We start from the raw sequence: 22633 nt of genomic DNA on the forward strand, positions 1-22633 counted from the left end.
CGTTGGGGAGGGCCGACGGCCCGTCAGGACATGGGACCTTGTGCCCGGACGCCCTCAGCGGAGCGGGTCGAACGCGACGAGCTCGGCCGGCGTGGCTCCGGTCGCGATGCGCCGGGCGAGCAGCCTCCCGGTGAGCGGCCCGAGGGCGATGCCCCACATGCCGTGTCCCCCGGCGACGAAGACGTCCGGCGCGTCGGTCGCACCGATCAGCGGGAGCCCGTCCGGGGTGCACGGACGGGCGCCCACCCACTCGTCGCGCCGGTCGTCGAGGTCGATGCCGTCGAGCAGCGGGCGGGTCGCCTCGACGATCGCCTCGATCCGGCGCGGGTCGAGGGGGGCGTCGGTGTCGCGGAACTCCATCATCCCCGCGACCCTCAGCCGGGGCCCGTCGGCGGTGGGCAGCGGCGTGCACGCGACGCGCTGGGCTGGGAAGTAGACCGGCGTCTCGGGCAGCCGGTCACCGCCGACGCTGAACGAGTAGCCGCGGCCCGCCTGCACCGGCCGGCGCACGCCGAACCGGCGGGCCAGGGTGCCGATCCACGCGCCATTGGCCAGCACGACGGCGTCGTAGCGCAGCGGTCCGGCAGGGGGGTCGTCGGTGGTGACCAAGGCGCCCCCAGCGGTCTGGCGCACGTCCGTCACGGCGCTCGACTCGCGGATCTCGCCGCCTCGCGCGACGAACGAGTCGGCGAGGGCCGCCAGGAACGCCGGCGGGTCGAGGTAGCGCTGCCCGTGCAGGACGACGGCGCCGCCGATGGCTGCGGTCAGCGACGGCTCCAGCGCGCGGGCCTCGCTGCCCGACAGGACGTCGTACGTCACGTCCTGTCCGGCGCTGCGCACGTGCTCGAGCTCCTCGACGAGCACCGCCCGCTCCTCGGCGGTGCGGAAACAGGCGAGGAACGGGTCCGCGAGGCGCGTGGTCGCCTCGACTCCCCCGGTGGCCAGCTCGTCGAACGCCGCCAGCGCCTGGCGGTTCATCGGGGCGTAGGCGCGCATGCCGATGCCCCACCGGCGCGCCGTGCTGTGGCGGACGAACCCGGCGAGGAAGCGCGCGAGCCGCGGGTCGAGCCGCGGCGGCAGGTAGACCGGCGAGGACGGGCTGAGGACGGCCCGCACCCCGTAGGTGAGCACGGCCGGCTCGGGCAGGGGCGCGGTCAGGGAGGGGGTGAGCCAGCCGGCGTTGCCCCAGGAGGAGCCGCCGGCGACGTGGCGGCGTTCGTGGACGGTGACGTGGAAGCCGTGCTCCTGGAGGAACCAGCCGGTGGACAGGCCCACCATCCCGGCTCCGACGATGGCGACGCGCTTGGTCATGGCTCTGCTTTCTGCAAGGGGAGGTCGGGAGGAACGCCGACGGGGCCGTCGTCGTCGCGGGGTCGGCGGGACGAGCGGCCGGGGCAGCGTGGCGCGACCCGGTGCGGGCGCGCGAGGGCTGCGTGCGGCGGGTGGGCGCGACGGTGGGCGCACCCGGGGCGGTCAGGTCAGCGGGGCCGGAGGGGCGCGGTCGACACTGCGCCGCAGGACGTCGAGGCCGCGGACGCCGCGGGCCTCCTCGCTGAGCTCGAGCGCCAGCAGCGCGGCGCCCGACGGCACCCGCGACGGCCGGTGGACGCGGTCGGCCGACGCCGCCGCCACACCCGTGCCGTCCACCATGAGGCGACCCTAGCGGGAGGGCCCGGTCGGCCCGCACCGGCCCGGGAGGGCGCGGCGACGGGCCGACGTGGTGGGACTGCGCGGCTCAGCGCCGGACGGTGAACCGCCAGCCCTCCACGGTCCGGTTGCCCAGTGCGTCCTCGGCGACGAGACGCACGGTGTGACGCCCGGGAGACAGCGCCCGCCTGGGCGTCCAGCTCATCCGCCCGCTCCGCGCGTCGTAGCGCACCCCGCCGACCTTGGTGCCGTCGACGAAGAGGGTCAGATCGCCGGCGCGCACCCGGGAGTGCCGGTCGGAGACGACCGCGCCCACGGTGGGCGTCCGGTCGCGCGTGGTGCCGGTCGGGGTCGTCCTCCGCACCGTGGGCCCCGTGCGGTCGACCGTCCAGGTCGCCGTCGCCGGCGTGGCGTCGGTGCCGCCCGCTCCCACCGCCCGGACCCGCACCCGGTGCCGCCCGTCGTCGAGGTCGCGGTAGGTCTTCGGCGACGTGCACGCCCGCCAGGCCGACCCGTCGAGGGAGCACTCGAACCTCGCTCCCCCGGCGCCGGGACCGGTGGCGGTGAACCGGATGGTCGCCGTCCGCGCCCGGGTGGCGTCACGCGGGGCGCCCGTGATCCTCGTGTCCGGGACCGGCTGCTCGGCCCTGGTGACCGTCACCGTCACGGTGCCGGTGTCGGTGTCGGTGCCGTCGGTCACGACGTAGTCGAACGTGTCGGTCCCGAAGTGGCCGGCGTCGGGGGTGTAGGTCACCGTGCCGTCGGCTGCCGCGACGGCGGTGCCGTGTGCGGGCTTGGTCACCGACTGCACCGAGAGCTCGTCGCCCTCGTCGGCGTCGGTGTCGTTGGCCAGCACGGCGACCCTGACAGCGGTGCCCTGCGGAGTGGTCGCCGTGTCGTCGACCGCCTTCGGGGCGGCGTTGCCCGGGTCGACCGGGTCCTCGCCGTCGACGAGGAAGGTGTCGAAGGAGACCTCGTCACCCTCCTGCAGCACGCCCGCGGCGAACACACCGAACCGCGGGCCGGTCATCGGGTTGACGACCGCCCGGGGCATCTCCACCCAGGTCGCGCCCCCATCGAAGGACGCCTCCCCGGTGTAGGACGTGCCGGCCTTGGTGAGCCGGAACCGCATGTCGCTCAGGTCGGTGCCGTCGGGGATGGCGAGCTCGGGCTGCGGGTCGCCACCCACGATCCGGTCGTCGACCTCCGAGCGCAGCTCGACGCGGTTGGGCGCCGTCCGGCCATCGTCGGAGATCACTACGAGCTTCACGTAGTTGGCATCGTCGCCGTAGGCCATCAGGCCGGCCTGGCTGTAGCCGCCGTCGAGTCCCTCCACGTCGGCGTGTGCCTCGAGCGTCCAGTCGTCACCGGCGTGGTCGGGCGACTGCAGGATCAGGTTGGACTTGCCGGTGCCGCCCTGGTAGATCTCGCCCCGCGTCGTGGTGAGGAACAGCCGCCCGTCGGCCACCCGGCGCGTGGCCGGATCGTCGGCGACGATCGCGTCCCACCGGCAGGTGTCGAGCGCGTCCCCGTCGAACGTGTCGTCGGGGGTGTCGGTCTCACAGGTCTCGGCGACCGTGACGGTGACGGTGCCCGTGTCGGTGCCGCCGTTGCCGTCGCTGACCACGTAGTCGAACGTGTCGGTCCCGGAGTAGCCGGCGTCGGGCGTGTAGCGGACGGTGCCGTCGGTGTTGATCCTCGCCGTGCCGTGGGCGGGCGTGCTGACGGACTCGACGGTGAGGTCGTCGCCGTCGGGGTCGGTGTCACCGGCGAGCACCGAGATGGTGACCTCCCGCCCGGCCGTGGTGACGGCGGTGTCGTCGTCGGCGACGGGCGGACGGTTCTCCGCCGCTGCCGGGGTGAGCCGGAAGTAGTCGAACGACGCGGTCCGGCCCGGTTGCTGCACGCCGAGGGCGAACAGGCCGAGGTCCAGGTCGGCCGTGGGGTGGGTGACGGTGCCCACGGCCTGCCACTCGCCGCCGTCGACGGCGACCTCACCGGTGTAGCTCGACCCGTCCTTGGTCAGCCGCAGGCGGTACGACGTCACGTTGGCCGGCAGGTCGACCTGCGGCTGCGGGTCCTGGATGGCCCCACCCAGCTCGGAGCGCAGCTCGACCCGGTTGATCCGGCCCTGCCCGGTGTCGGAGATGACGTCGAGCTTGACGTAGTTGTCGTCGTCGCCGTAGGCGAGCAGGCCGCCCTGGGCGTAGCCGTCGGTGAACGTCGCCGACAGCCTGGTCTCCGCGACGTAGTCCGTCGGGAGGTTGGCGGCCGACTGCAGCACGAAGTTGGTCGCCCCCGCCGCGTTGGGCGTCTGGTAGATGTCACCCTCCGTGGTGGTGATGGTGAGCTCGCCGTCGGCCACCTCGTAGGTGGTCGGGTCCTCGCGGACGATGGCGTTCCAGCGGCACTCGTCGAGGGAGGTGCCGGTGAACTCGTCGCTCGGGTCGGTGGCGCCGCTCGTGCCGTCGGGCTCGAAGCGGATCCAGTCGAACGTCGCGGTCGGGCTCGTCGTCGCGCCGCCCGACACCGCGGCCGGACCGATCCGCGGCGTGGCGAACGTGCTCATCGGCGCGGGCCGCCCGACCGGGGAGAACGTCTCGCCGTCGGCGGAGTAGGACGCCCGAAGGTCGGTGCCGTCGGAGGTCAGCCGCACGTAGTAGGTCGACGGGAACCCGGCAGGCACGCCGCCGAGCTTGTCGGCCGCCTCGTTGCGCGGTGCGCCCTGCGCCTCGTAGATGAACTCCACGTCGCGGTTGCCGCCGGCGGAGATGAGGTGGACCGAGGCCCAGTTCTCGTCGTCGGAGTAGAGCCGCAGCCCGGCCTGGTGGTAGTTCTCGGTCACCTCGGCGGTGACCTTCGCGGTCACCTCGAACGCGCCGTCGGGCGCCTCCTGCACGATGATGTCCTTGGCGTTGCCGCCGATGCCGTAGAGGCTCCCGGTGTCGATCGGCAGCTGGAGACCGCCGTCGGCCACGCTCCAGGTGCCGCTGTCGCGGATGACGTCCCACTTGCCGTCGAGCGAGGTGCCGTCGAACTCGTCGGACTGCTGGACCCCGCAGGCGTTGAGCACCCGGATCGGGACCGTGGCCGAGCCCGACGCGCCGGACGGGTCGGTGGCGGTCAGCCGCGCGGTGTAGGAGCCCGGCTCGGTGTAGGTGTACTGGGCGTCGAGGCTGGTGGCCGTGTCGGCGTCACCCGGCACGCCGAAGTCCCAGCGGTAGGTCAGCTCGTCACCGTCGAAGTCGGACGCGGAGCCCTCGAAGTCGACGGTCAGCGGCGCGGTGCCCTGGCTGGGGGTGCCCTGCGCGCCCACCTGCGGACGTGAGTTGACCGAGACGCCCTTGCCGGCGGCGTCGAAGAAGTTGACGTTGAACAGCCCCGTGGCGGCGGGGTCGTCGTTGGTGAAGACCAGGAACAGCTCGTGCGAGCCCTCCCGCGCCGACTCGGCGATGTCCATGTCGACGAACTGCCACTGCTGCCAGCCCCCGGTCACCGGGACGTCGACCGAGCCGGCCAGCGGCCCGGTGGGGCTGTCGAGGTGGGCCTCGATGGTGCCTCCGACGCCTCCCGACGCGACCCGGAAGCGCAGGCGCGGCACCTGGTGGAGGCTGATCGGCGCGTAGGACACGTGGTCGCCCGCGTCGATGTTGGACAGGTTGCGCGAGCCGCCGAGGGGATCGGTCGTCGCCTCGGTGGCGACTCCCTGCTGGGTGTCGAAGTGCTCGGCCTGCTTGCGCTTGGGCTGCAGGACGACCTCGTCCTCACCGGTCAGCGTGCGGACGCCGCCCCCTCCCTCGTCGGTGTAGCTGGCGTTGATCACCCCGAAGATGTCGGCGGAGGCGTCGTGGCCCTCGTCGCGGACGGTCGGCAGGACGACGTCGCAGCCGGTGCGCGAGCTGAGCGGGTGGCCGTGGGAGTCGTGGCCGAGGATGTAGTCGATCTCGACCCGGTCGCAGTCGATCTCCCCGTCCTCGGGGTCGGTCACGGTGACCTTGACCCGCACGGAGTCGCCGAACTCGAAGAACGCGCCGTCGGGCGGCATCTCGATCTCGACCGTGGGCCGGGTGTTGCCGACCGTCACGACCGCGGTGGCCACGCCGGTGCGACCGGTGGTGTCGGTGACGGTCAGACGGGCGTCGTAGACGCCGTTCTCGGTGTAGACGAACGTCGGGTCGGCCTCCCTGGAGTCGACGGTGCCGTCGTTCTGGAAGTCCCAGGCGTAGGACACGATCGAGTCGCCCTCGTCGGGGTCGCTCGATCCGGCGCTGGAGAACCGCACGGTCAGCGGGGCGGTGCCCGAGTCGGGCGTCGCGGTGGCCGACGCCGACGGCGAGCGGGCGCCCTCGTTGATGGCGTTGATCTTGTAGACGGCCGAGTTCTCGTTGCCGGTGAAGTAGCCGCCGTTGCCGTAGTCGAGGACGTAGAGCGAGCCGTCGGGTCCGAACTCCATGTCCATCGCGGCGTAGAGGGTCGAGGAGTCGAAGAACGGGTCGATGCCGGCCACGTCGCCCTCGGCGTCCATGGCGATGTCGCGGATCCAGCCGCGGGTCCACTCGCCGGCGAAGAAGTGGTTGTCGAAGTACTCGGGGAACTTCACGTCGGAGTCGAGGTCGGGGTCGTAGTTGTAGACGGGGCCCGCCATCGGGCCCTCGCCACCGCCGCCGAACTCGTTGGTGGTGACGCCGCCGTAGGTGACGCTCCCCCCGTCGTACTTGATCCAGGCGGGCTGGGCCGGCGGGAGGTTGGTCAGGCCGGTGTTGTGCGGGCTGTTGTTGACCGGCGCCGTGCAGTCGAACTTGGGGCCGGTGGTGTTGGTCGCGAAGTCCCACTCGTTGTAGGTCTCGGCCGGGGTGTTGGTGCCGGTGCAGTAGGGCCAGCCGAAGTTGCCGGCCTCGCGGATCTGGTTGAACTCCACGATGCCCCCGGGGCCACGGTTGGGGTTGGCGCCGCCGGCGTCGGGTCCGTACTCACCGAGGTAGACGTAGCCGGTGCGCTTGTCGACCGTCATCCGGAACGGGTTGCGGAAGCCCATCGCGTAGATCTCCGGGCGGGTCTTGCCCTGGGCGTCGTCGGCCTCCGGGAACAGGTTGCCGTCGGGCACCGTGTAGCTCGCGGCGGTCGGGTCGGGCGTGATGCGCAGCACCTTGCCCCGCAGGTCGTTGGTGTTGGCCGAGCTGCGCTGCGCGTCGTAGGCCGGGTTGCGGGTGGCGCGCTCGTCGAGCGGCGCGTAGCCGTCGGAGGCGAACGGGTTGGAGTCGTCGCCGGTGGAGAGGTAGAGGTTGCCGTCGGCGTCGAAGTCGATCGCTCCGCCGGCGTGGCAGCAGATGCCGCGGTTGGCGTCGACGCGCAGCAGCTCCTGCTCGGTGGAGGGGTCGAGGTCGTCGTCGACCATCTTCATCCGGGTCAGGACGTTGTAGCCCTGCCACGTCGCGAACTGCTCGGCGGTGCCCTCGTTGGGGGCGTCGCCGGCCGGCGTGGCGAGCGGCGGTGCGTAGTAGAGGTAGACCCAGCCGTCGTCCTCGAAGTCGGGACTGACGGTGAGGCTCTGCAGGCCGTCCTCGTCGTGGGAGTAGATCGGGACGTCGTGGAGGAGGGTGGTGTTGCCCTCGAGGTCGGTGAGGAAGATGCGGCCGTCGCGCGCGTTGTGCAGCACGCGGCCGTCCGGCAGCACCGAGATGCTCATCGGCTCGCCGACCTTGTCGACGCCCTTGGCCAGGGTGACCTGCTCGAACGACGCGTCGGTGGGCGGCGGCGCCGTGCAGCCGTCGGGTGCCTCGCCCGCGGCGTACTGGATGCCGCCGAGCAGGTGCAGACGGAAGAGGGGCTCGGAGAAGGACGCGTCGGTGTGGCCGCCACCGGTGTAGAAGCTGCGGCCGCCGTCGAACTCCTGGTACCAGGCGATCGGGTGGTCGTCGTCGCCCGGAGCGCCGTCGTTCTCGTCGTAGGTCGACTCGTCGAGCGAGGCGATGACGTTGATGTCGCTGTTGGTGCGGGGGCTGTAGTCGGCGCCCCCGCCGTTGACGACGGGGTCGGTCGGCGACTGGAAGTTGTACCACTCGTCGGTGCGCGTCCACCGTGCCGGCAGCGCGCAGGACGACGGCGTGCTCCGGTCCTCGACGTTGATGGTGGCGGTGGGAGTGCCGGCGGGGTGGCTCTGGAAATAGGCGCCGACGAGCCGGCCGTACCAGGGCCAGGTGTACTCGGTGTCGGAGGCCGCGTGGATGCCGACGTAGCCGCCGCCGGCACGGATGTAGGCCTCGAACGCCGCCTGCTGGGCGTCGTCGAGCACGTCGCTGGTGGTGGACAGCCACACCACCGCCTCGTACTTCGCGAGGTTGGCCTCGGTGAACTGGGCGGGGTCCTCGGTGGCGTCGACGGTGAAGCCGTACTGCGCCCCGAGCCGCCTGACGGCCCGGACGCCCGCCGGGATCGAGTCGTGGCGGAACCCGGTGGTCCTGCTGAAGACGAGGACGTCGAAGGTCGGCTCCACCGCGGCGGCCACCGCAGCCGTGGGCGCCGCCGTCCGCTGGGTGGTGCCGGCCAGCGGTGGCGGGGCGGCGGCCGCGGCGGGGGCGGTGGCGATGCCCCCGGCGGCGACGGCCACCGCCACCAGTCCCGCGAGGGATGTCCTGACACGTGCCGCGGGTGAACGGAAGCTGCGCATGCTGTCCTGCCTTCTCATGGCCGTGCGGGGTTGCTGGCGCCGCTCGGGGACCGGGCGGCGAGGCCGGCTGCGAGGGCAGCGGCGCGGGAACGGGGCCGGAACGGGAGCCGCGACGAGCGCGGCGAGGACCCGGGGCGGGGCAGAGGGGAACTCGCCATGGCGACCGTGGCCCCTCTCCCGACGCGGGTGGCCGAGAGTCACCCGTGATGCTCGTCACACTAAGGATCCCATTTCGCCGGAGTCAACACACAAGTGCCCCCACTTCTCGCGACCGGCCGCCAGAACCCTCCCGACATCCGGCGGATTGGGGCGCGCGCAGGACGAGCCGGACGTCGGCCCGGTGAGGACCGACGCCCGGCTCGGCGTGGTGATCGACCCGGTCAGGGCAGGGGCGTCGGGTCGGTCGGGTCCGGCGGCACCGGCACCGATCCGCGGATCTGGTTCTGCGCCTGGCAGTGGCTGGTGCAGTTGGTGGCGCCGGCCGAGAGCTCGATGGCGTCCTCGCCGAGGACCCCGCCGAGCCGACCACCCGGCGCGACCGACCACCGGGTCGTGCGGCCGTCCTGGAACAGCTTCGTGGCGGCCTGGGGGCTGTCCTTGCCGAGCAGCATCTGGTGCGACCCCGGACCGGACGTCACCGCGTCGACGCCGTTGCCGAAGTTGATCTTCCCGGTGTAGCTGTTGACGAAGTAGAACAGGCCCGGGCCGAGCGTGTGCACGAGCTCGACGTTGCCGGCGAACTCCGGCTCCATCTGGAGGATCCCGCCCTGGGGAGCGTCCTTGGCCTGGACCTTGAGCTTGCCCGCGGCGGTGCTGAAGATCGCCTCGAACCGGTCCTCGCGGACCTCGAGCCGTTTGAGCACGGGCGCGCGGAGCTGCGCCGGCGTCAGCACCGGGACCTTGGAGGCGAAGACCACCGTCGGCTCCGTGACCATCCGCTCCGGCGACGCAGCGCCGGTGAGGGTGTAGTCCCGGACGCCGAACGTCGCCGCGTCGAGGGTGAACCGCGTGTGGGTGCCGACGACCGTCACGACGCCCGAGACCGGGAGGTCGCGCAGCCGGACGTCGCGCCCGGGAGCCGGGTCGTAGGTGCGGCCGTTGACGGTGACGGCGTAGTTGCCGGACGACGAGCCGCCGTGGTCGCGATCGTCGTCGCCCCCGTCGCCACCGCCCTTGGCGTGGGCGATGCCGGTGGTGGGGACGAGGAGCACGGCGCTCGCGAGGGCGGCAGTGGCGAGTCGGAGCTTGTTCATGGTGGCGGTTCCTCCCGGGACGTGCCGACCCGGTGGTCGGCTGGTGACCCCAGTCAAGGCCCGGCCGGGTCCCGGTCGACAGATGTCCGATGGTGCTAGTACCGCCTCGCCCGGGCGCGGATCAGCGCCGGCGACCTCGGGCCGCCAGGCCTACTCCCCGCCGGACGCGTCCTGCTCGCCGACGACGGCGAGCGCCTGCCGGGCGATCTCCCACTCCTCGTTGGTCGGCACCACCAGGACCGCGACGTCGGAGCCGTCGGCCGACACCGTGGCGGCCTCCTTGCGCCCCACGGCCGCGTTGCGCTCGGGGTCGAGGACGATGCCGAGCCGATCGAGGCCGCCGAGGGCCGCGGCCCTCACGTCGGGGCTGTACTGGCCGACCCCGCCGGTGCAGACGACGGCGTGCACCTCGCCGAGCGCGGCGTAGTAGGCGCCGACGTACTTGCGCACCCGGTAGGCGAAGACGTCGAAGGCCAGCGCCGCAGCGGCATCGCCGTCCTCGCGGCGCTGCTCGAGCACGCGGAAGTCGTTGACGCCGGAGAGGCCGAGGACGCCCGACTCGCGGGTCAGCGCGCGGTCGATGTCCTCCAGCGACCAGCCGAGCGTGCGCTGCAGGTGGCCGAGGATCGCCGGGTCGATGTCACCGGAGCGGGTGCCCATCACCAGGCCCTCGAGCGGGGTGAACCCCATCGAGGTGTCGATCGACCGACCGCCCCGGATCGCGGCGGCCGACGCCCCGTTGCCGAGGTGCAGCACGATGAGGTTGGTGTCCTCGACCGTGCGGCCCAGCATCTCGGCGGCACGACGGGAGACGAAGGCGTACGACGTGCCGTGGAAGCCGTAGCGCCGGACGCGGTGCTCGTCGCGCCAGGCCACCGGCACCGCGTAGGTGTAGGCGTGCTCGGGCATCGTCTGGTGGAAGGCGGTGTCGAAGACCGCGACCTGCGGCACGTCGGGGAAGAGCTCGCGCGCGACCCGTAGTCCCTCCAGGTTGGCGGGGTTGTGCAGCGGCGCGAGCGGCACCAGGTCCTCGAGGGTCGCGAGCACGCGGTCGTCGACCACCGCCGGCTCCGAGAAGGAGCTGCCGCCGTGCACCACCCGGTGGCCGACCGCGGCCAGCGCGTCGCGGTCGATGGCGGGCCCGTGCTGGCGGAAGGCCTCGACGGTCGAGCGGAGCGCGTCCTCGAAGTCGGCGACAGGCCGCTCCTCGACGTGGGCCCGGCCGTCGACGGAGTGGGTGAGCCGGCCGGACTCCTCCCCGATCCGCTCCACCGACCCGGTCGCCTCGGCCACACCGGTGATGCCGTCGAGGAGGCGGTACTTCAGCGAGGAAGAGCCGGCGTTGAGCACCAGCACCTGGGTGGTCATGAGAGCTCCTGTGCCTGGATGGCGGTGATCGCGACGGTGTTGACGATGTCGCGGACCAGCGCGCCGCGCGAGAGGTCGTTGACGGGTTTGCGCAGGCCCTGCAGCACCGGCCCCACCGCCAGCGCCCCGGCCGAGCGCTGCACGGCCTTGTAGGTGTTGTTGCCCGTGTTGAGGTCGGGGAAGACGAAGACGGTGGCCCGCCCGGCGACGGCGGAGTCGGGCAGCTTGGTGCGGGCGACGGCGGCGTCGATCGCGGCGTCGTACTGGATCGGGCCCTCGACCAGCAGGTCGGGCGCCCGCTCACGCACCCGCGCCGTGGCCTCGGTGACCTTGACGACGTCGGTGCCGCTGCCCGACGTGCCGGTCGAGTAGGACAGCATCGCCACCCGCGGCTCGATCCCGAACGCGGCGGCGGTGCGGGCGGAGGCGATCGCGATGTCGGCCAGCTGCTCGGCCGTGGGGTCGGGGTTGACGGCGCAGTCGCCGTAGACGAGCACCTGGTCGCGCAGGCACATGAAGAACACCGACGACACCACCGAGACCTCCGGCACCGTGCGGATCACCTCGAGCGCCGGGCGGATCGTGTGGGCCGTGGTGTGCACCGACCCCGAGACCATCCCGTCGGCCAGGCCGAGCTCGACCATCATCGTGCCGAAGTAGGAGACGTCGACCACGATGTCGCGTGCCGCCTCGAGCGTCACGCCCTTGTGCGCGCGCCGCTGGTGGTACTCCTGGGCGAACCTCTCGCGCAGCTCCTCGTCGTAGGGGCTGAGCAGCCGGGCGCCCGAGACGTCGATGCCGAGGTGGGCCGCCTTGGCCCGCACCGACATCGGGTCGCCGAGCAGGGTCAGGTCGGCGACGTTGCGCCGCAGCAGGACGTCGGCGGCGCGCAGGATGCGCTCCTCCTCCCCCTCCGGCAGCACGATGTGGCGCCGGTCGGCGATCGCATCGTCGAGGACCTGGTGCTCGAACATCAGCGGCGTGACGACCGACGTGCGGGCCACCTCCAGGCCGCTCATCAGCTCCTCGCCGTCGACGTGGTCGGCGAACATGGTCAGCGCGGTCGCGATCTTGCGCGGGGAGTCCTTGTCGAGGCGGCCGCGCCGGTTGGTCAGCGCGGTCGAGGTGGCGTGGGTGCCGAGGTCGGTGGCCACGATCGGCAGCGCCACGTCGATCCCGTCGAGCAGCCGGTCGATCTGCTCGGGCAGCGGCAACCCGCCGTTGAGCACGATGCCCGAGATCTGCGGGAAGCTGGCCGACTGGTGCGCGCTCAGCACGCCGAGCACCACCTCGGGGCGGTCGCCGGGGGTGACCACGAGGGCGCCGTCGAAGAGCCGGTCCAGCACGTTGGGCAGCGTCATCGCCGCGACCACGAGGCCCGGCACCTCGCGCGCCAGCTGCTCCTCCTCGCCCCGCACGAGGCGCCCGTCGCAGGCCGCCATCAGGTCGGCCACCGAGGGGGCGCTCAGCAGCGGCTGCTCGGGCAGCGCGAACGCCGGCACGCCGTCTTGGCGCAGGGCCGTCGCCGTGCGGTCGAGGGCGGCGGGGTCGACGCGGTTGGCGATGACCGCGAAGAGCGTCGCGTGGTTGGCCGCGAGCTCGGCCTGGGCCATCGCGGCCGCCGTGCGCAGCTGCTCGACGCCCCGCTCGTGGCCGTTGAGCACCAGCAGCACCGGGGACCCGAGGTTGGCCGCGACCCGCGCGTTGAACGCGAACTCGGCCGGGGCGCCGACGTCGGTGTAGTCGCTGCCGACCACCACGACGGCGTCGCTCTTCTCCGCGACCTGGTGGTAGCGCGCGACGATGCGCTCCATCGCCGCGTCCGGGTCGGCGTGCACGTCGTCGTAGCTGACCCCCGCGCACTCGTCGTACGTCAGCGCGACGGCGTCGTGCGAGACGAGCAGGTCCAGGACGTAGTCGTGGACCCCGCCGGCCGACGCCTCGGCACGGACCACGGGCCGGAAGACCGCGACCCGCGCCACCCGCCGCGAGAGCTGTTCGAGAACGCCGAGCGCCACCGCCGACTTGCCCGTGAATCCCTCGACCCCCGCCACGTACACGCTGCGTGCCATGTGTCGAGACTAGACCGCTCGCCGGTGGGCTCTCCGGGGGGTAGGAGAGCCCGACCGCCCGCGCCGCTCGGACGGAGGCGGCGGGGTGGCTCCGGACCCGCGCTGTGATCTTGTACACGGTCTGTCCATGGTTTTCGCTTTTCGGCTGTTGGGCAGACCGTGGGCACGTCAGGATTCTGGGAGCTCGTACCCGAGCCACGACGCCGACAGACACCCCCGCCGGAAGGAGAACTCGTGGCCACCCTCACGACGCCCCCGCGTCTTGCGCAGGTCACCGTCCAGCCCACCACGATCGAGCGTGAGGAGCGCGCGCGCCGCACGGCGTCGATCGTCGACGACCTCCGCCGTGCGAGCACCGAGGCCGAGCGCCAGGAGCTCGTCCACGAGCTGATCGAGGCCAACCTCGCTGTGGCCCGCTCGATGGCCGCCCGCTACCGCAACCGCGGGATCGACCTCGACGACCTCGAGCAGGTCGCCCTCGTGGGGCTCACCAAGGCGGCCCGCCGCTTCGACCCGGCCGCCGGCCACGACTTCCTGTCCTACGCCGTGCCCACCGTGCGAGGAGAGCTGCGCCGGCACTTCCGCGACTCCGGCTGGATGATCCGGGTGCCGCGACGCATCCAGGAGCTCCAGGCGCGCATCGGCGCGGTCCAGCACGAGCTCGAGGCCGAGCTCGGACGTTCCCCGCGCCCCTCCGAGGTGGCGACGCACCTCGGCGTCGACCTCGACGACGTGGTCGAGGCCCTGTCGGCCGACGGCTGCTTCCGCCCCACCTCCATCGACAGCAGCGACGACGAGGGCGCCGGGTCCATCGCCGACGTCCTCGGCTTCGAGGACCGCGGGTTCGCCTCGCTGGAGGCCCGGCTCGTGCTCGACTCGGCGGTCAGCCGGCTGCCCGAGCGCGACCGCAGGATCATCCACTGGCGCTTCGTCGACGAACGCACCCAGCAGGAGATCGCCGACCTCGTCGGGCTGACCCAGGCCCAGGTGTCACGGATCCTGGCCAAGGCCCTCGAGCGCCTGCGCGGCGACCTGTCCGACCTGGCCCCGGCCGCCTGAGCCACCGCGACGGGGCGGGCAGCCGGGCTACCAGGCGACCTGCTCGACGTCGGTGACGAGCGCCGCGCCCTCGCGCCTCAGGTCGTCGGGCGCGGCGTGCTCGCGCAGGCTCGCGAACGCGAGCCCGGTGCGCTGCTCGAGCAGGTCGAGCGGCACGAGGTAGGTGTCGAACTCGTCGAGGAAGTCGGGCACCGCGCGCTCGAGCCCACTGAGGTCCTGGGTGAGCACGAACGCCTTGGCCCGCAGCTGGTCGTCGGCGACGTAGACGACCACCTTCCAGTACTCGACGGGCAGCCGGACGCCCCGGTAGAGCGGGTCGGTCGGCGCCAGCACCGGCCCGGCGAACAGGCTCAACCGGCGGTCCTGGAGCCCGTCGAGGGCGAGCACGGCGTTCTCGAGCAGGCCCCACACCCCGCCGCGACCGGACTGGTTGAAGTCCTGGTGCTGCGGGGTGATGTTGGTGAAGAAGAACGAGTCGGAGTTGGCCTGCCGGGCCTCCGCGAGGGTGCCCCACAGCAGGTCGGAGCGGCGCGCCACGTGGCCGCGGTCGAGGTCGTTGTCGGCGTACGCCGCCTCGCCGACCTGGGCGTCGGCGGGCAGGCGCGGGTCGAGCCGGAAGCGCTCGCCCGAGCGGCTGATGCTCTCCCCCGGGAACAGGCGCAGGCCGTCGATGTTCCACGCCACCCACCAGGCGAGCCTGCGCTCGGGATGCATCCGGACGGTGAAGTGCGTGTAGTCCAGCGGGGACGCCGCCACGGGGTCGTCGTCCTCGCCCGGCGCGGGCGCCGTGGGCGGGGCGAGCTCCGCCCCCGCGCCGGGATCGGCGTCGGGGTCGGGACGCAGGAACCGCGCGTCGTACCCCAGTGCCATGGGTGCCGTGTCGCGCAGTCCGGGCGGTCGTGGCGGCGGCCGGCCCGCTCGCCGCGTCAGTCGGCCTCCCAGTAGGGCCCGGGCAGGTAGCGGTCGGGCTCGACCGTGGTGACCGGGCGGCGCACGGTGCGCCACACCGTGCGGGTGGTGCCGTCCGGGTCGACCACCGTGCGACGGACCCGGAAGTTGGCGTAGGTCGTGGTGTAGGCGTTGCGGGTGTTGCGCTTGTTGTTCCACTGGTAGTTGAAGTTCCTGAGGTACTTCTTCGCCACCTTCGCGCCCCGGATGGTGAACCACACCTCGTCGTTGGCCGTGCTCAGGCTGGACCAGTTGACCGAGCCGGTGAGCACCATCGAGGTGTTGGGCACGCCGTTGTAGGTGCCCTGGATGACGAGGTACTTCTGGTGGCTGTAGTAGTCGAGGATCAGGTCGTCCACGCCGTCGTTGTTGAGGTCGAAGTTGTCCTCGGTGTTGTAGTCCATCCCGGTGGAGCGCAGCGGGATCCGGCCCCGCCTGGTCGGGGCGCCGATGATGCCCTTGGTGCGATAGCCGATGAGCCCGTAGCTCACCCGCACGTCGCAGCCCTGGATCCACTTCTGGCGGATGGCCTCGGCCAGGTAGTCGCCGCGACTGCCGCGCATGGTGTGCATCGACAGGGCCAGGCGGGTGCGGGTGACCTTCCCGGTGACGGGGTCGACGTTGCGGCACCCGACCCGGTTGAGCAGGGTGACGACCAGGTCGTCCTTGAGGGGCGCGACCCGGGGGAAGGCGACGACGGTGTGCTTGTCGACGGAGTCGTCGCACACCGGCCCGACCGGGGTGCCGCAGAACGAGATCGGCGGCTGGCGGGTGTCGTAGTCGCGGCGCATGTCGTTGAAGAGGCCGACGAACTGGCGGTACAGCTCGTGGTCGCCCGAGGTGAAGTAGAGGTCGTTCCACTGGTGGATGGCGGCGTTGCGCGTCATGTTGGCCGAGCCCACCGCGATCACGTCCTCGCTCGCGCCGGCCTGGCTGAAGAGGTAGAACTTCGAGTGCAGGTTGTTGAACTCGTTGGCCGTCCCGCGGCAGCTCTGCTTGCACTTGTAGATGAAGCTGTTGCGACGCGGGTTCTTGCCGACCTCGGCCCGGATCAGCTTCATCGCCCTGGTCTCCCAGTGGTCGTTGAGCAGCATCTGGACCCGTACGCCGCGGCGGTGCGCCGCGACCAGCGCCTGGGCGACCGGCACCCGGTCGAGCGAGTAGATCGCGATCCGGATCGTCGACCCCTTCGGCGTGTGGTTGATCGTCTCGATCACCCGTCGCTCGATCTGGAAGTGCCCCTTGCGCAGGTGGGGGTCGTTGAAGAAGGGGCCCTTGAAGGCCTCCCAGCGCGCCGGTCTGGCCGACGTGCCGGCACTCGGACCGGCCTGGGCCGCGACCGTCCCTCCGGGCACTGCCCGACCGGGGGCGACCGGACCCAGCATCGCCACCACCAGGCCGACCAGCACCAGGCAGAGGCTCCCCACGAACCTTGACTTCATCGACACGACCCCCACCTCTCGACGCGCTGTGCCCTTCAGGATAAGCAGACCGGCCCGGCTCTGGGGGGCCTCTGCGGCCACGTCCTCGGACCGCTTCTAGCACCTCGCCCGCAAGTCCGGCAGGGCAGGTCGACTGGCTTGACTCGTTCGAACGCCTGTTCGATCATGAGGACATGTCGTCCGCCCGCTCCGTCGCCCTCGACCCGGGTCGCTCCGTGGTCGAGCAGCTGCGCGAGCGGGTGGCGGCCATGGAGAGCAGGATGGAGATCAAGGCGGCCGGGGAGCCCGTCCCCACCCTCCCCGGGCTGGCCGGCCTGATGTCCCTGCACGCGGGGGCAACCTACGCCGTCGACTCGGCGTCCCTGGCGCTGGCCCTCGCCGCCGGGGCCTCCCGGGCCGGGGAGTGGGTCGGCTTCGCCGGCTGGCCCGACTTCGGCGCCGAGGCCGCCGCCGAGCTCGGGATCGAGCTGTCCCGCACGGTGCTGGTGCCCGATCCCGGCGAGCACTGGCTCGAGGTGACGGCGGCGCTGGTCGACGTGCTCCGGGTCGTGGTGCTGCGCCCGCCGGCCACCGTCGACGAGCGCACGGCGGCGGTCCTCGACTCGCGGCTGCGCACCCGGTCGGCGGTGCTGGTCGTGCAGGGCGACTGGCCGCGCGTCGAGGCGCGGTTGAGCCTCGAGGGGTCGACGTGGAGCGGTCCCGCCGCGGGCGCCGGGCAGCTGGAGCAGCGCCGCGCGCACGTCGTCGTCCGCCGCGGGGCGCGGCCGGCCCGGCGTGTCGAGCTGGCCTGGCCGGGTGTGCGGCCGGTCGCCCCTGACGTCCCGCGGCGGGTGCGGGAGATCCACCGGGCCTCCGGATGAGCTCGCGGGTGGTGTCGCAGGTGAGGTCGCGGGCGGTGTCGCGGTGAGGGTGATGGTCGTGTGGTGCCCCGACTGGTCGGTGGTGGCCGCGCTCGACGAGGCGGGCAGGTCGCTGCGCTCCCCCGCTGCCGTGCTGGCGGCCAATGCCGTCGAGGTGTGCAACGGTCCGGCGCGCGCCGAGGGCGTACGCCGCGGGCAGCGCCGGCGCGACGCGCAGGCCAGGTGCCCGGAGCTGGTGCTGCTGCCGGCCAACCCCGACCGCGACGCCCGCGCCTTCGAGCCGGTGCTGGCCACCGTGGAGGACCTGCGTCCCGGGGTCGCGGCCCTGCGCCCCGGACTGCTGGCCGTCCGCGCCCCCGGCAGCTGGTACGGCAGCGAGACGGCCGCGGCCGCCACCGCCTGCCAGGCCATCGTGGAGGGCGGCGTGTGGGACGTGCGGGTGGGCATCGCCGACGACCTCTTCACCGCCGAGCAGGCCGCCCGCACGGCCGACGTGCAGGCGTGGACGGTCGTGCCGGCCGGCGGGTCGGCGGCGTTCCTGCGCGACCTGCCCGTGCAGGTGCTGGCCGACGACGGGGCGCGCGGGCGCGAGCTCGTCGGGCTGCTGCAGCGGCTCGGGCTGCCCACGCTCGGCGACCTCGCCGACCTGCCCGGCGACGCCGTCGAGCACCGGCTCGGCGCCTACGGGGCGAGCGTGCGCCGCCGGGCACGCGGCGAGGACCCCGCGCTGTTCGCCGCCCGGACGCCGCCCCCCGACCTCGACGCGGAGGTGGCGTTCGAGCCCGCCCTCGACTCGGTGGAGGCGATCACGTTCAGCGTGCGCACCACCGCCGAGCGCTTCGTCTCCCAGCTGGCGCACCACCAGCTGCTCGCGACGGGGGTGCGGGTCGAGGCAGAGTCCGACGGCGCCGTCTGCTCGTCGCGCACCTGGCTGCACCCCCGCCACTTCACCGCGCGCGACCTCGTCGACCGCGTGCACTGGCAGCTGCAGTCGGCGACCGTGGGCGGCTCGCTGCGGGCTCGCAAGCACGCCGGTGTCGTACACGCGCCCATCGACCGGGTCAGGTTCGTGCCCGACGTGGTCGAGCCCGCGGCGGCGCACGGCGAGGCGCTGTGGGGCAGCGCCTCCGACGACCTCGTCGAGCGCGGCGTGGCCAGGGTCCAGGGGATGGTCGGCTTCGACGCGGTGCGCCGACCGGTGCTCCAGGGCGGGCGCACCCCCGCCGCACGCCAGGCCCTGGTGCCGTGGGGCGAGCGGGCCGTCGACCTCCGACCCGTCGACCGGCCGTGGCCGGGCCGGGTGCCGGGGCCGGCGCCGGTGCGGGTCTTCGCCGCTCCCCCGGCGGCCGAGGTCGTCGACGAGGCGGGCCGCGAGGTGCGGGTCACCGACCGGGGCGTCGTCACCGGCGAGCCGCGACGCTTCCGGGTCGGCGGTGGCGTGCTGCCCTGGCAGCCGGTGACCGCGTGGGCCGGGCCGTGGCCGGTCGACGAGGGCTGGTGGTCGGGCGCGTCCGGGCCCACCGCCCGCTTCCAGGTCGTCGGGGCAGACGGCCGCGCCTGGCTGCTGGTGCGCGCCCCGGACGGGTGGGCCCTGGAGGCCGGCTATGACTGAGCGCCACGTGCACCACGTGCACCACGGCAGGCGTCGGCTCGGTCGTGGGTGTGGGACCGGAGGCGTGCGCTGATGGGCTGGAACAACCCCGCCATGCGGTGGAAGGAGCTCGAGCGCCGGCTGAGCGGGCTGCCGGGCGCCGACGACGCCCCCGTGTCGCGACGCAAGCGCGCCACCCCCGAGGCGCGGGCGATCGAGCGACCCGCCACGGTGACGCCCTACGCCGAGCTGCACTGCCACAGCCACTTCAGCTTCCTCGACGGCGCCAGCTCGCCGGCGGAGCTCGTCGAGGAGGCCGTGCGGCTGGGCCTGTCCGCGCTGGCGATCACCGACCACGACGGCTTCTACGGGGCCCCGATGCTGGCCGAGGCCGCCGCGGCCTACGACCTGCCCACCGTCTTCGGCGCCGAGCTGTCGCTCGGGCTGAGCGGTCCGCAGAACGGCGTTCCCGACCCCGAGGGCAGCCACCTGCTCGTGCTGGCGCGGGGCGTGGAGGGCTACCACCGCCTCGCCGCGGCCATGACCGACGCGCACCTGCGCGGCGACGAGAAGGGCCGGCCCGTCTACGACCTCGACGAGCTCGGCGAGCGCGGGCGCGGGCACTGGGTGGTGCTGACCGGCTGCCGCAAGGGCACCGTGCGGCAGGCGCTGGCCGCCGGCGGCGAGCCCGCGGCGGCCGCGGCGCTCGACCGGCTGACGTCGCTCTTCGGCCTCGACGACGTGCTCGTCGAGCTCTCCCCGCGACCGGGGTCCGACGCCACCAACGCCGCGCTCGCCGGGCTCGCGGCCGTCCACGGGCTCGACGTCGTCGCCGCCGGCAACGTCCACCACGCCACCCCCCAACGGCACCGGCTGGCCTCGGCGATGGCGGCGGTGCGGGCCCGCCGCAGCCTCGCCGAGCTCGACGGCTGGCTCGACCTGTCGGGCTCGGCCCACCTGCGCAGCGGCGCCGAGACCGCCGCCGCGCTGGCGTCCCACCCCGGGGCGGTCGAGCGCAGCGTCGCCCTGGCCGAGGAGCTGGCCTTCGACCTGCGCAAGGCCTCCCCCGCCCTGCCCAAGCGGCAGATCCCCGAGGGCCACACGGCCGACTCCTGGCTGCGGGTGCTCGCCGAGCGCGGCTTCGCCGAGCGCTACGCCGGGGTGCCCCACGAGCGCGAGGCCCGCGAGCGGCTCGAGCACGAGCTCCGGGTCATCGCCGAGAAGGACTTCGCCGGCTACTTCGTCATCGTCCACGACATCGTCGCCTTCGCCCGCGAGCGGCGCATCCTGTGCCAGGGCCGCGGCTCGGCCGCGAGCTCGGCGGTCTGCTACGCCCTGGGCATCACCGCCGTCGACGCGGTCTTCTACAAGCTGCCCTTCGAGCGCTTCATCTCCGCCCACCGCGACGAGGAGCCCGACATCGACGTCGACTTCGACTCCGACCGCCGCGAGGAGGTCATCCAGTGGGTCTACGACACCTACGGGCGGCGCAACGCCGCGCAGGTGGCCAACGTCATCGCCTACCGCCCCCGCATGGCCGTGCGCGACGCCGCCAAGGCGCTCGGCTTCTCCCCCGGCCAGCAGGACGCGTGGTCCAAGCAGATCGACGGGTGGAGCTCGGTCGTGTCCGGCGACCTGGGCGACCCGGCGGCCCACGACGTGCCCCCGGCGGTGGTCGCGCTCGCCGACGAGCTGATGGGCGCGCCGCGCCACCTCGGCATCCACTCCGGCGGCATGGTCCTCACCGAACGCCCGATCGGCGAGGTGTGCCCCATCGAGCGGGCCCGGATGGACCGGCGCACCGTGCTGCAGTGGGACAAGGACGCCTGCGAGTCGATGGGGCTGGTGAAGTTCGACCTGCTGGGCCTGGGCATGCTCGGCGCGCTCGACCACATGATGCGCCTGGTGGGCGAGCACCTCGGCGAGCACTGGGACCTCGCCACCATGCCCAAGGAGGAGCCGGCGGTCTACGACATGCTGTGCCGCGCCGACTCGATCGGGGTCTTCCAGGTGGAGAGCCGGGCCCAGATCGGCACGCTGCCCCGGCTGCGCCCGCGCGAGTTCTACGACCTCGCCATCGAGATCGCCCTCATCCGTCCCGGTCCGATCCAGGGTGGTGCCGTCCACCCCTACGTGCGCCGGGCCACCGGGCAGGAGCCGGTGACCTACGACCACCCCGAGCTGGTGCCGGTGCTCGAGCGCACCAAGGGCGTGCCGCTGTTCCAGGAGCAGCTGATGGCGATGGCGGTGACCCTCGGCGACTGCAGCCGCGACGACGCCGACCTGCTGCGCCGCGCCATGGGCTCCAAGCGCGGCGTCGAGCGCATCGAGTCGGTCAAGGCCAAGCTCTACGCCGGCATGCGGCGCCGCGGCATCACCGGCGAGCTCGCCGACTCGATCTACGTCAAGATCCTCTCCTTCGCCAACTTCGGCTTCGCCGAGTCGCACGCCCTGTCCTTCGCCCTGCTGGTCTACGCCTCGTCCTGGTTCAAGCTGCACTACCCCGCGGCGTTCCTCGCCGGCCTGCTGCGCAACCAGCCGATGGGCTTCTACTCCCCGCAGTCGCTGGTCCACGACGCCCGGCGCCACGACGTCGACGTACGCCGTCCCGACGTCACGTGCTCGGCCGCCCAGGCCGACCTCGAGCCCCTCGAGCCCACCGAGTCCACCGGTGCCGGGCCGGTGGCCGCGACCGGGCTCGACGCGTGCCGCCGGCCGCGCTTCGAGCGGGTCGAGTGGGTGCCCGGCACGCCCGACCCGGTGCCCGCCCACCGGCGCGACGGCGCGCTCGCCGTACGCCTGGGCCTCGACTCGGTGCGCGGCATCGGCCTCGACGTGGCGCGCCGCATCGTGGCCGCGCGTGAGGAGGCCCCCTTCACCGACATCACCGACCTCTCCCGGCGCGCCGGGCTGACGTCGGCCCAGCTCGAGGCCCTGGCCACCGCCGGCGCGTTCGAGGCGTGGGGGCTCGATCGTCGTTCGGCGCTCTGGGCGGCCGGCTTCGCCGAGGGTGCCGAGCACCTCCCCGGCACCACCCCTGCCCCGGCCGCGCCCACGCTGCCCGGGATGTCCGAGCCCGAGATCACCCTCGCCGACCTCTGGGCCACCGGCGTCTCCCCGGAGCGGCACCCCGTCGAGCACCTGCGCGCCCAGCTCCGGCGAGCCGGCGTGCGCTCGATCGCCGAGCTCGCCACCGCCGAGGCGGGGCGGCGCGTCCACGTCGGCGGCCTGATCACCCACCGGCAGCGTCCCGGCACCGCCATGGGGGTCACCTTCCTCAACCTCGAGGACGAGACGGGCATGCTCAACGTCGTCTGCTCGATCGGGGTGATGAAGGCCCACCGGCAGGCCGCCCGCAACTCGGTGGCCGTGGTCGTGCGCGGCCGCCTCGAGCGCAACGAGGGGGTCACCAACCTCGTCGCCGACCGGGTCGAGGGCATCGACGTCGTCGTCCCCGGCGCCGGCGCGGTGCTGCAGGCCCGCGCCTCGTCCCGCGACTTCCGCTGACCCGGATCCCGTGGTCGGTGCGACCACGAGGCGACGCTCCCCCACCGTGGGTCCACCGCCGGGCGTCCCATCGCTGAGCCCAGCGTGGCGCCGCGGTCTGTGGACGACGTCGAGCTTCGTGGGGTGGTCCGACACCTGGTGGGGGTTGCAACGGCCTCCAGGTGTCGGAGTCCCCGCTCGAGCGGGGACTCCGACCCGGGGACTCCGACCACGGGCGAA

12 protein-coding genes are annotated in these 22633 nt (G+C 73.3%); 4 read left to right on the forward strand and 8 right to left on the reverse strand.

The window, feature by feature from the left end; genetic code table 11:
- Window positions 1-54: 54 nt before the first annotated feature.
- The 6 genes from AC3X7Z_RS13035 to pta all read right to left on the reverse strand — a co-directional run bounded on the left by AC3X7Z_RS13035 (window position 55) and on the right by pta (window position 13007).
- Window positions 55-1311 (reverse strand): NAD(P)/FAD-dependent oxidoreductase, encoded by a 1257-nt coding sequence (locus tag AC3X7Z_RS13035; protein ID WP_489976176.1) that lies wholly within the window; start codon window positions 1309-1311, stop codon window positions 55-57.
- A 162-nt stretch (window positions 1312-1473) separates the two neighbouring features.
- On the reverse strand, window positions 1474-1650 hold the full coding sequence (locus tag AC3X7Z_RS13040) for a hypothetical protein (protein WP_186341878.1): 177 nt from the start codon (window positions 1648-1650) through the stop codon (window positions 1474-1476).
- An 85-nt stretch (window positions 1651-1735) separates the two neighbouring features.
- Window positions 1736-8314, reverse strand: a complete 6579-nt coding sequence (locus AC3X7Z_RS13045; RefSeq protein WP_489976177.1) for a ThuA domain-containing protein — start codon at window positions 8312-8314, stop codon at window positions 1736-1738.
- Window positions 8315-8694: 380 nt separating this feature from the next.
- Window positions 8695-9567 carry a hypothetical protein gene (locus AC3X7Z_RS13050; protein ID WP_489976178.1) on the reverse strand — a complete coding sequence of 291 codons (873 nt, stop codon included), beginning with the start codon at window positions 9565-9567 and terminating at the stop codon, window positions 8695-8697.
- Window positions 9568-9717: 150 nt separating this feature from the next.
- Window positions 9718-10935, reverse strand: a complete 1218-nt coding sequence (locus AC3X7Z_RS13055) for an acetate/propionate family kinase (protein ID WP_489976179.1) — start codon at window positions 10933-10935, stop codon at window positions 9718-9720.
- Window positions 10932-13007 (reverse strand): phosphate acetyltransferase, encoded by a 2076-nt coding sequence (gene pta / locus AC3X7Z_RS13060; RefSeq protein ID WP_489976180.1) that lies wholly within the window; start codon window positions 13005-13007, stop codon window positions 10932-10934. The genes AC3X7Z_RS13055 and pta overlap by 4 nt, the downstream gene beginning before the upstream one ends.
- A 234-nt stretch (window positions 13008-13241) precedes the next feature.
- Between pta and AC3X7Z_RS13065 the strand changes: the two genes are divergently transcribed.
- On the forward strand, window positions 13242-14066 hold the full coding sequence (locus AC3X7Z_RS13065) for a SigB/SigF/SigG family RNA polymerase sigma factor (protein WP_489976181.1): 825 nt from the start codon (window positions 13242-13244) through the stop codon (window positions 14064-14066).
- A gap of 27 nt (window positions 14067-14093) precedes the next feature.
- Here the strand turns inward: AC3X7Z_RS13065 and AC3X7Z_RS13070 are convergent, their stop codons facing one another.
- Window positions 14094-14936, reverse strand: a complete 843-nt coding sequence (locus AC3X7Z_RS13070) for a DNA/RNA non-specific endonuclease (protein ID WP_489976182.1) — start codon at window positions 14934-14936, stop codon at window positions 14094-14096.
- Window positions 14937-14992: 56 nt separating this feature from the next.
- Window positions 14993-16456: a phospholipase D-like domain-containing protein gene (locus AC3X7Z_RS13075; RefSeq protein ID WP_241005435.1), complete on the reverse strand. Its 1464-nt coding sequence runs from the start codon at window positions 16454-16456 to the stop codon at window positions 14993-14995.
- A gap of 173 nt (window positions 16457-16629) precedes the next feature.
- Here AC3X7Z_RS13075 and AC3X7Z_RS13080 point away from each other — a divergent pair, with 173 nt between their 5' ends.
- The 3 genes from AC3X7Z_RS13080 to AC3X7Z_RS13090 all read left to right on the forward strand — a co-directional run bounded on the left by AC3X7Z_RS13080 (window position 16630) and on the right by AC3X7Z_RS13090 (window position 22414).
- On the forward strand, window positions 16630-17316 hold the full coding sequence (locus AC3X7Z_RS13080) for a hypothetical protein (RefSeq protein WP_186341871.1): 687 nt from the start codon (window positions 16630-16632) through the stop codon (window positions 17314-17316).
- Between the two features lie 52 nt (window positions 17317-17368).
- Window positions 17369-18928: a Y-family DNA polymerase gene (locus tag AC3X7Z_RS13085; RefSeq protein ID WP_222129723.1), complete on the forward strand. Its 1560-nt coding sequence runs from the start codon at window positions 17369-17371 to the stop codon at window positions 18926-18928.
- Between the two features lie 72 nt (window positions 18929-19000).
- Window positions 19001-22414 carry an error-prone DNA polymerase gene (locus tag AC3X7Z_RS13090; RefSeq protein ID WP_489976183.1) on the forward strand — a complete coding sequence of 1138 codons (3414 nt, stop codon included), beginning with the start codon at window positions 19001-19003 and terminating at the stop codon, window positions 22412-22414.
- Window positions 22415-22633 lie beyond the last annotated feature (219 nt).

The sequence above is a fragment of the Nocardioides sp. Z24_21 genome, assembly GCF_058134345.1.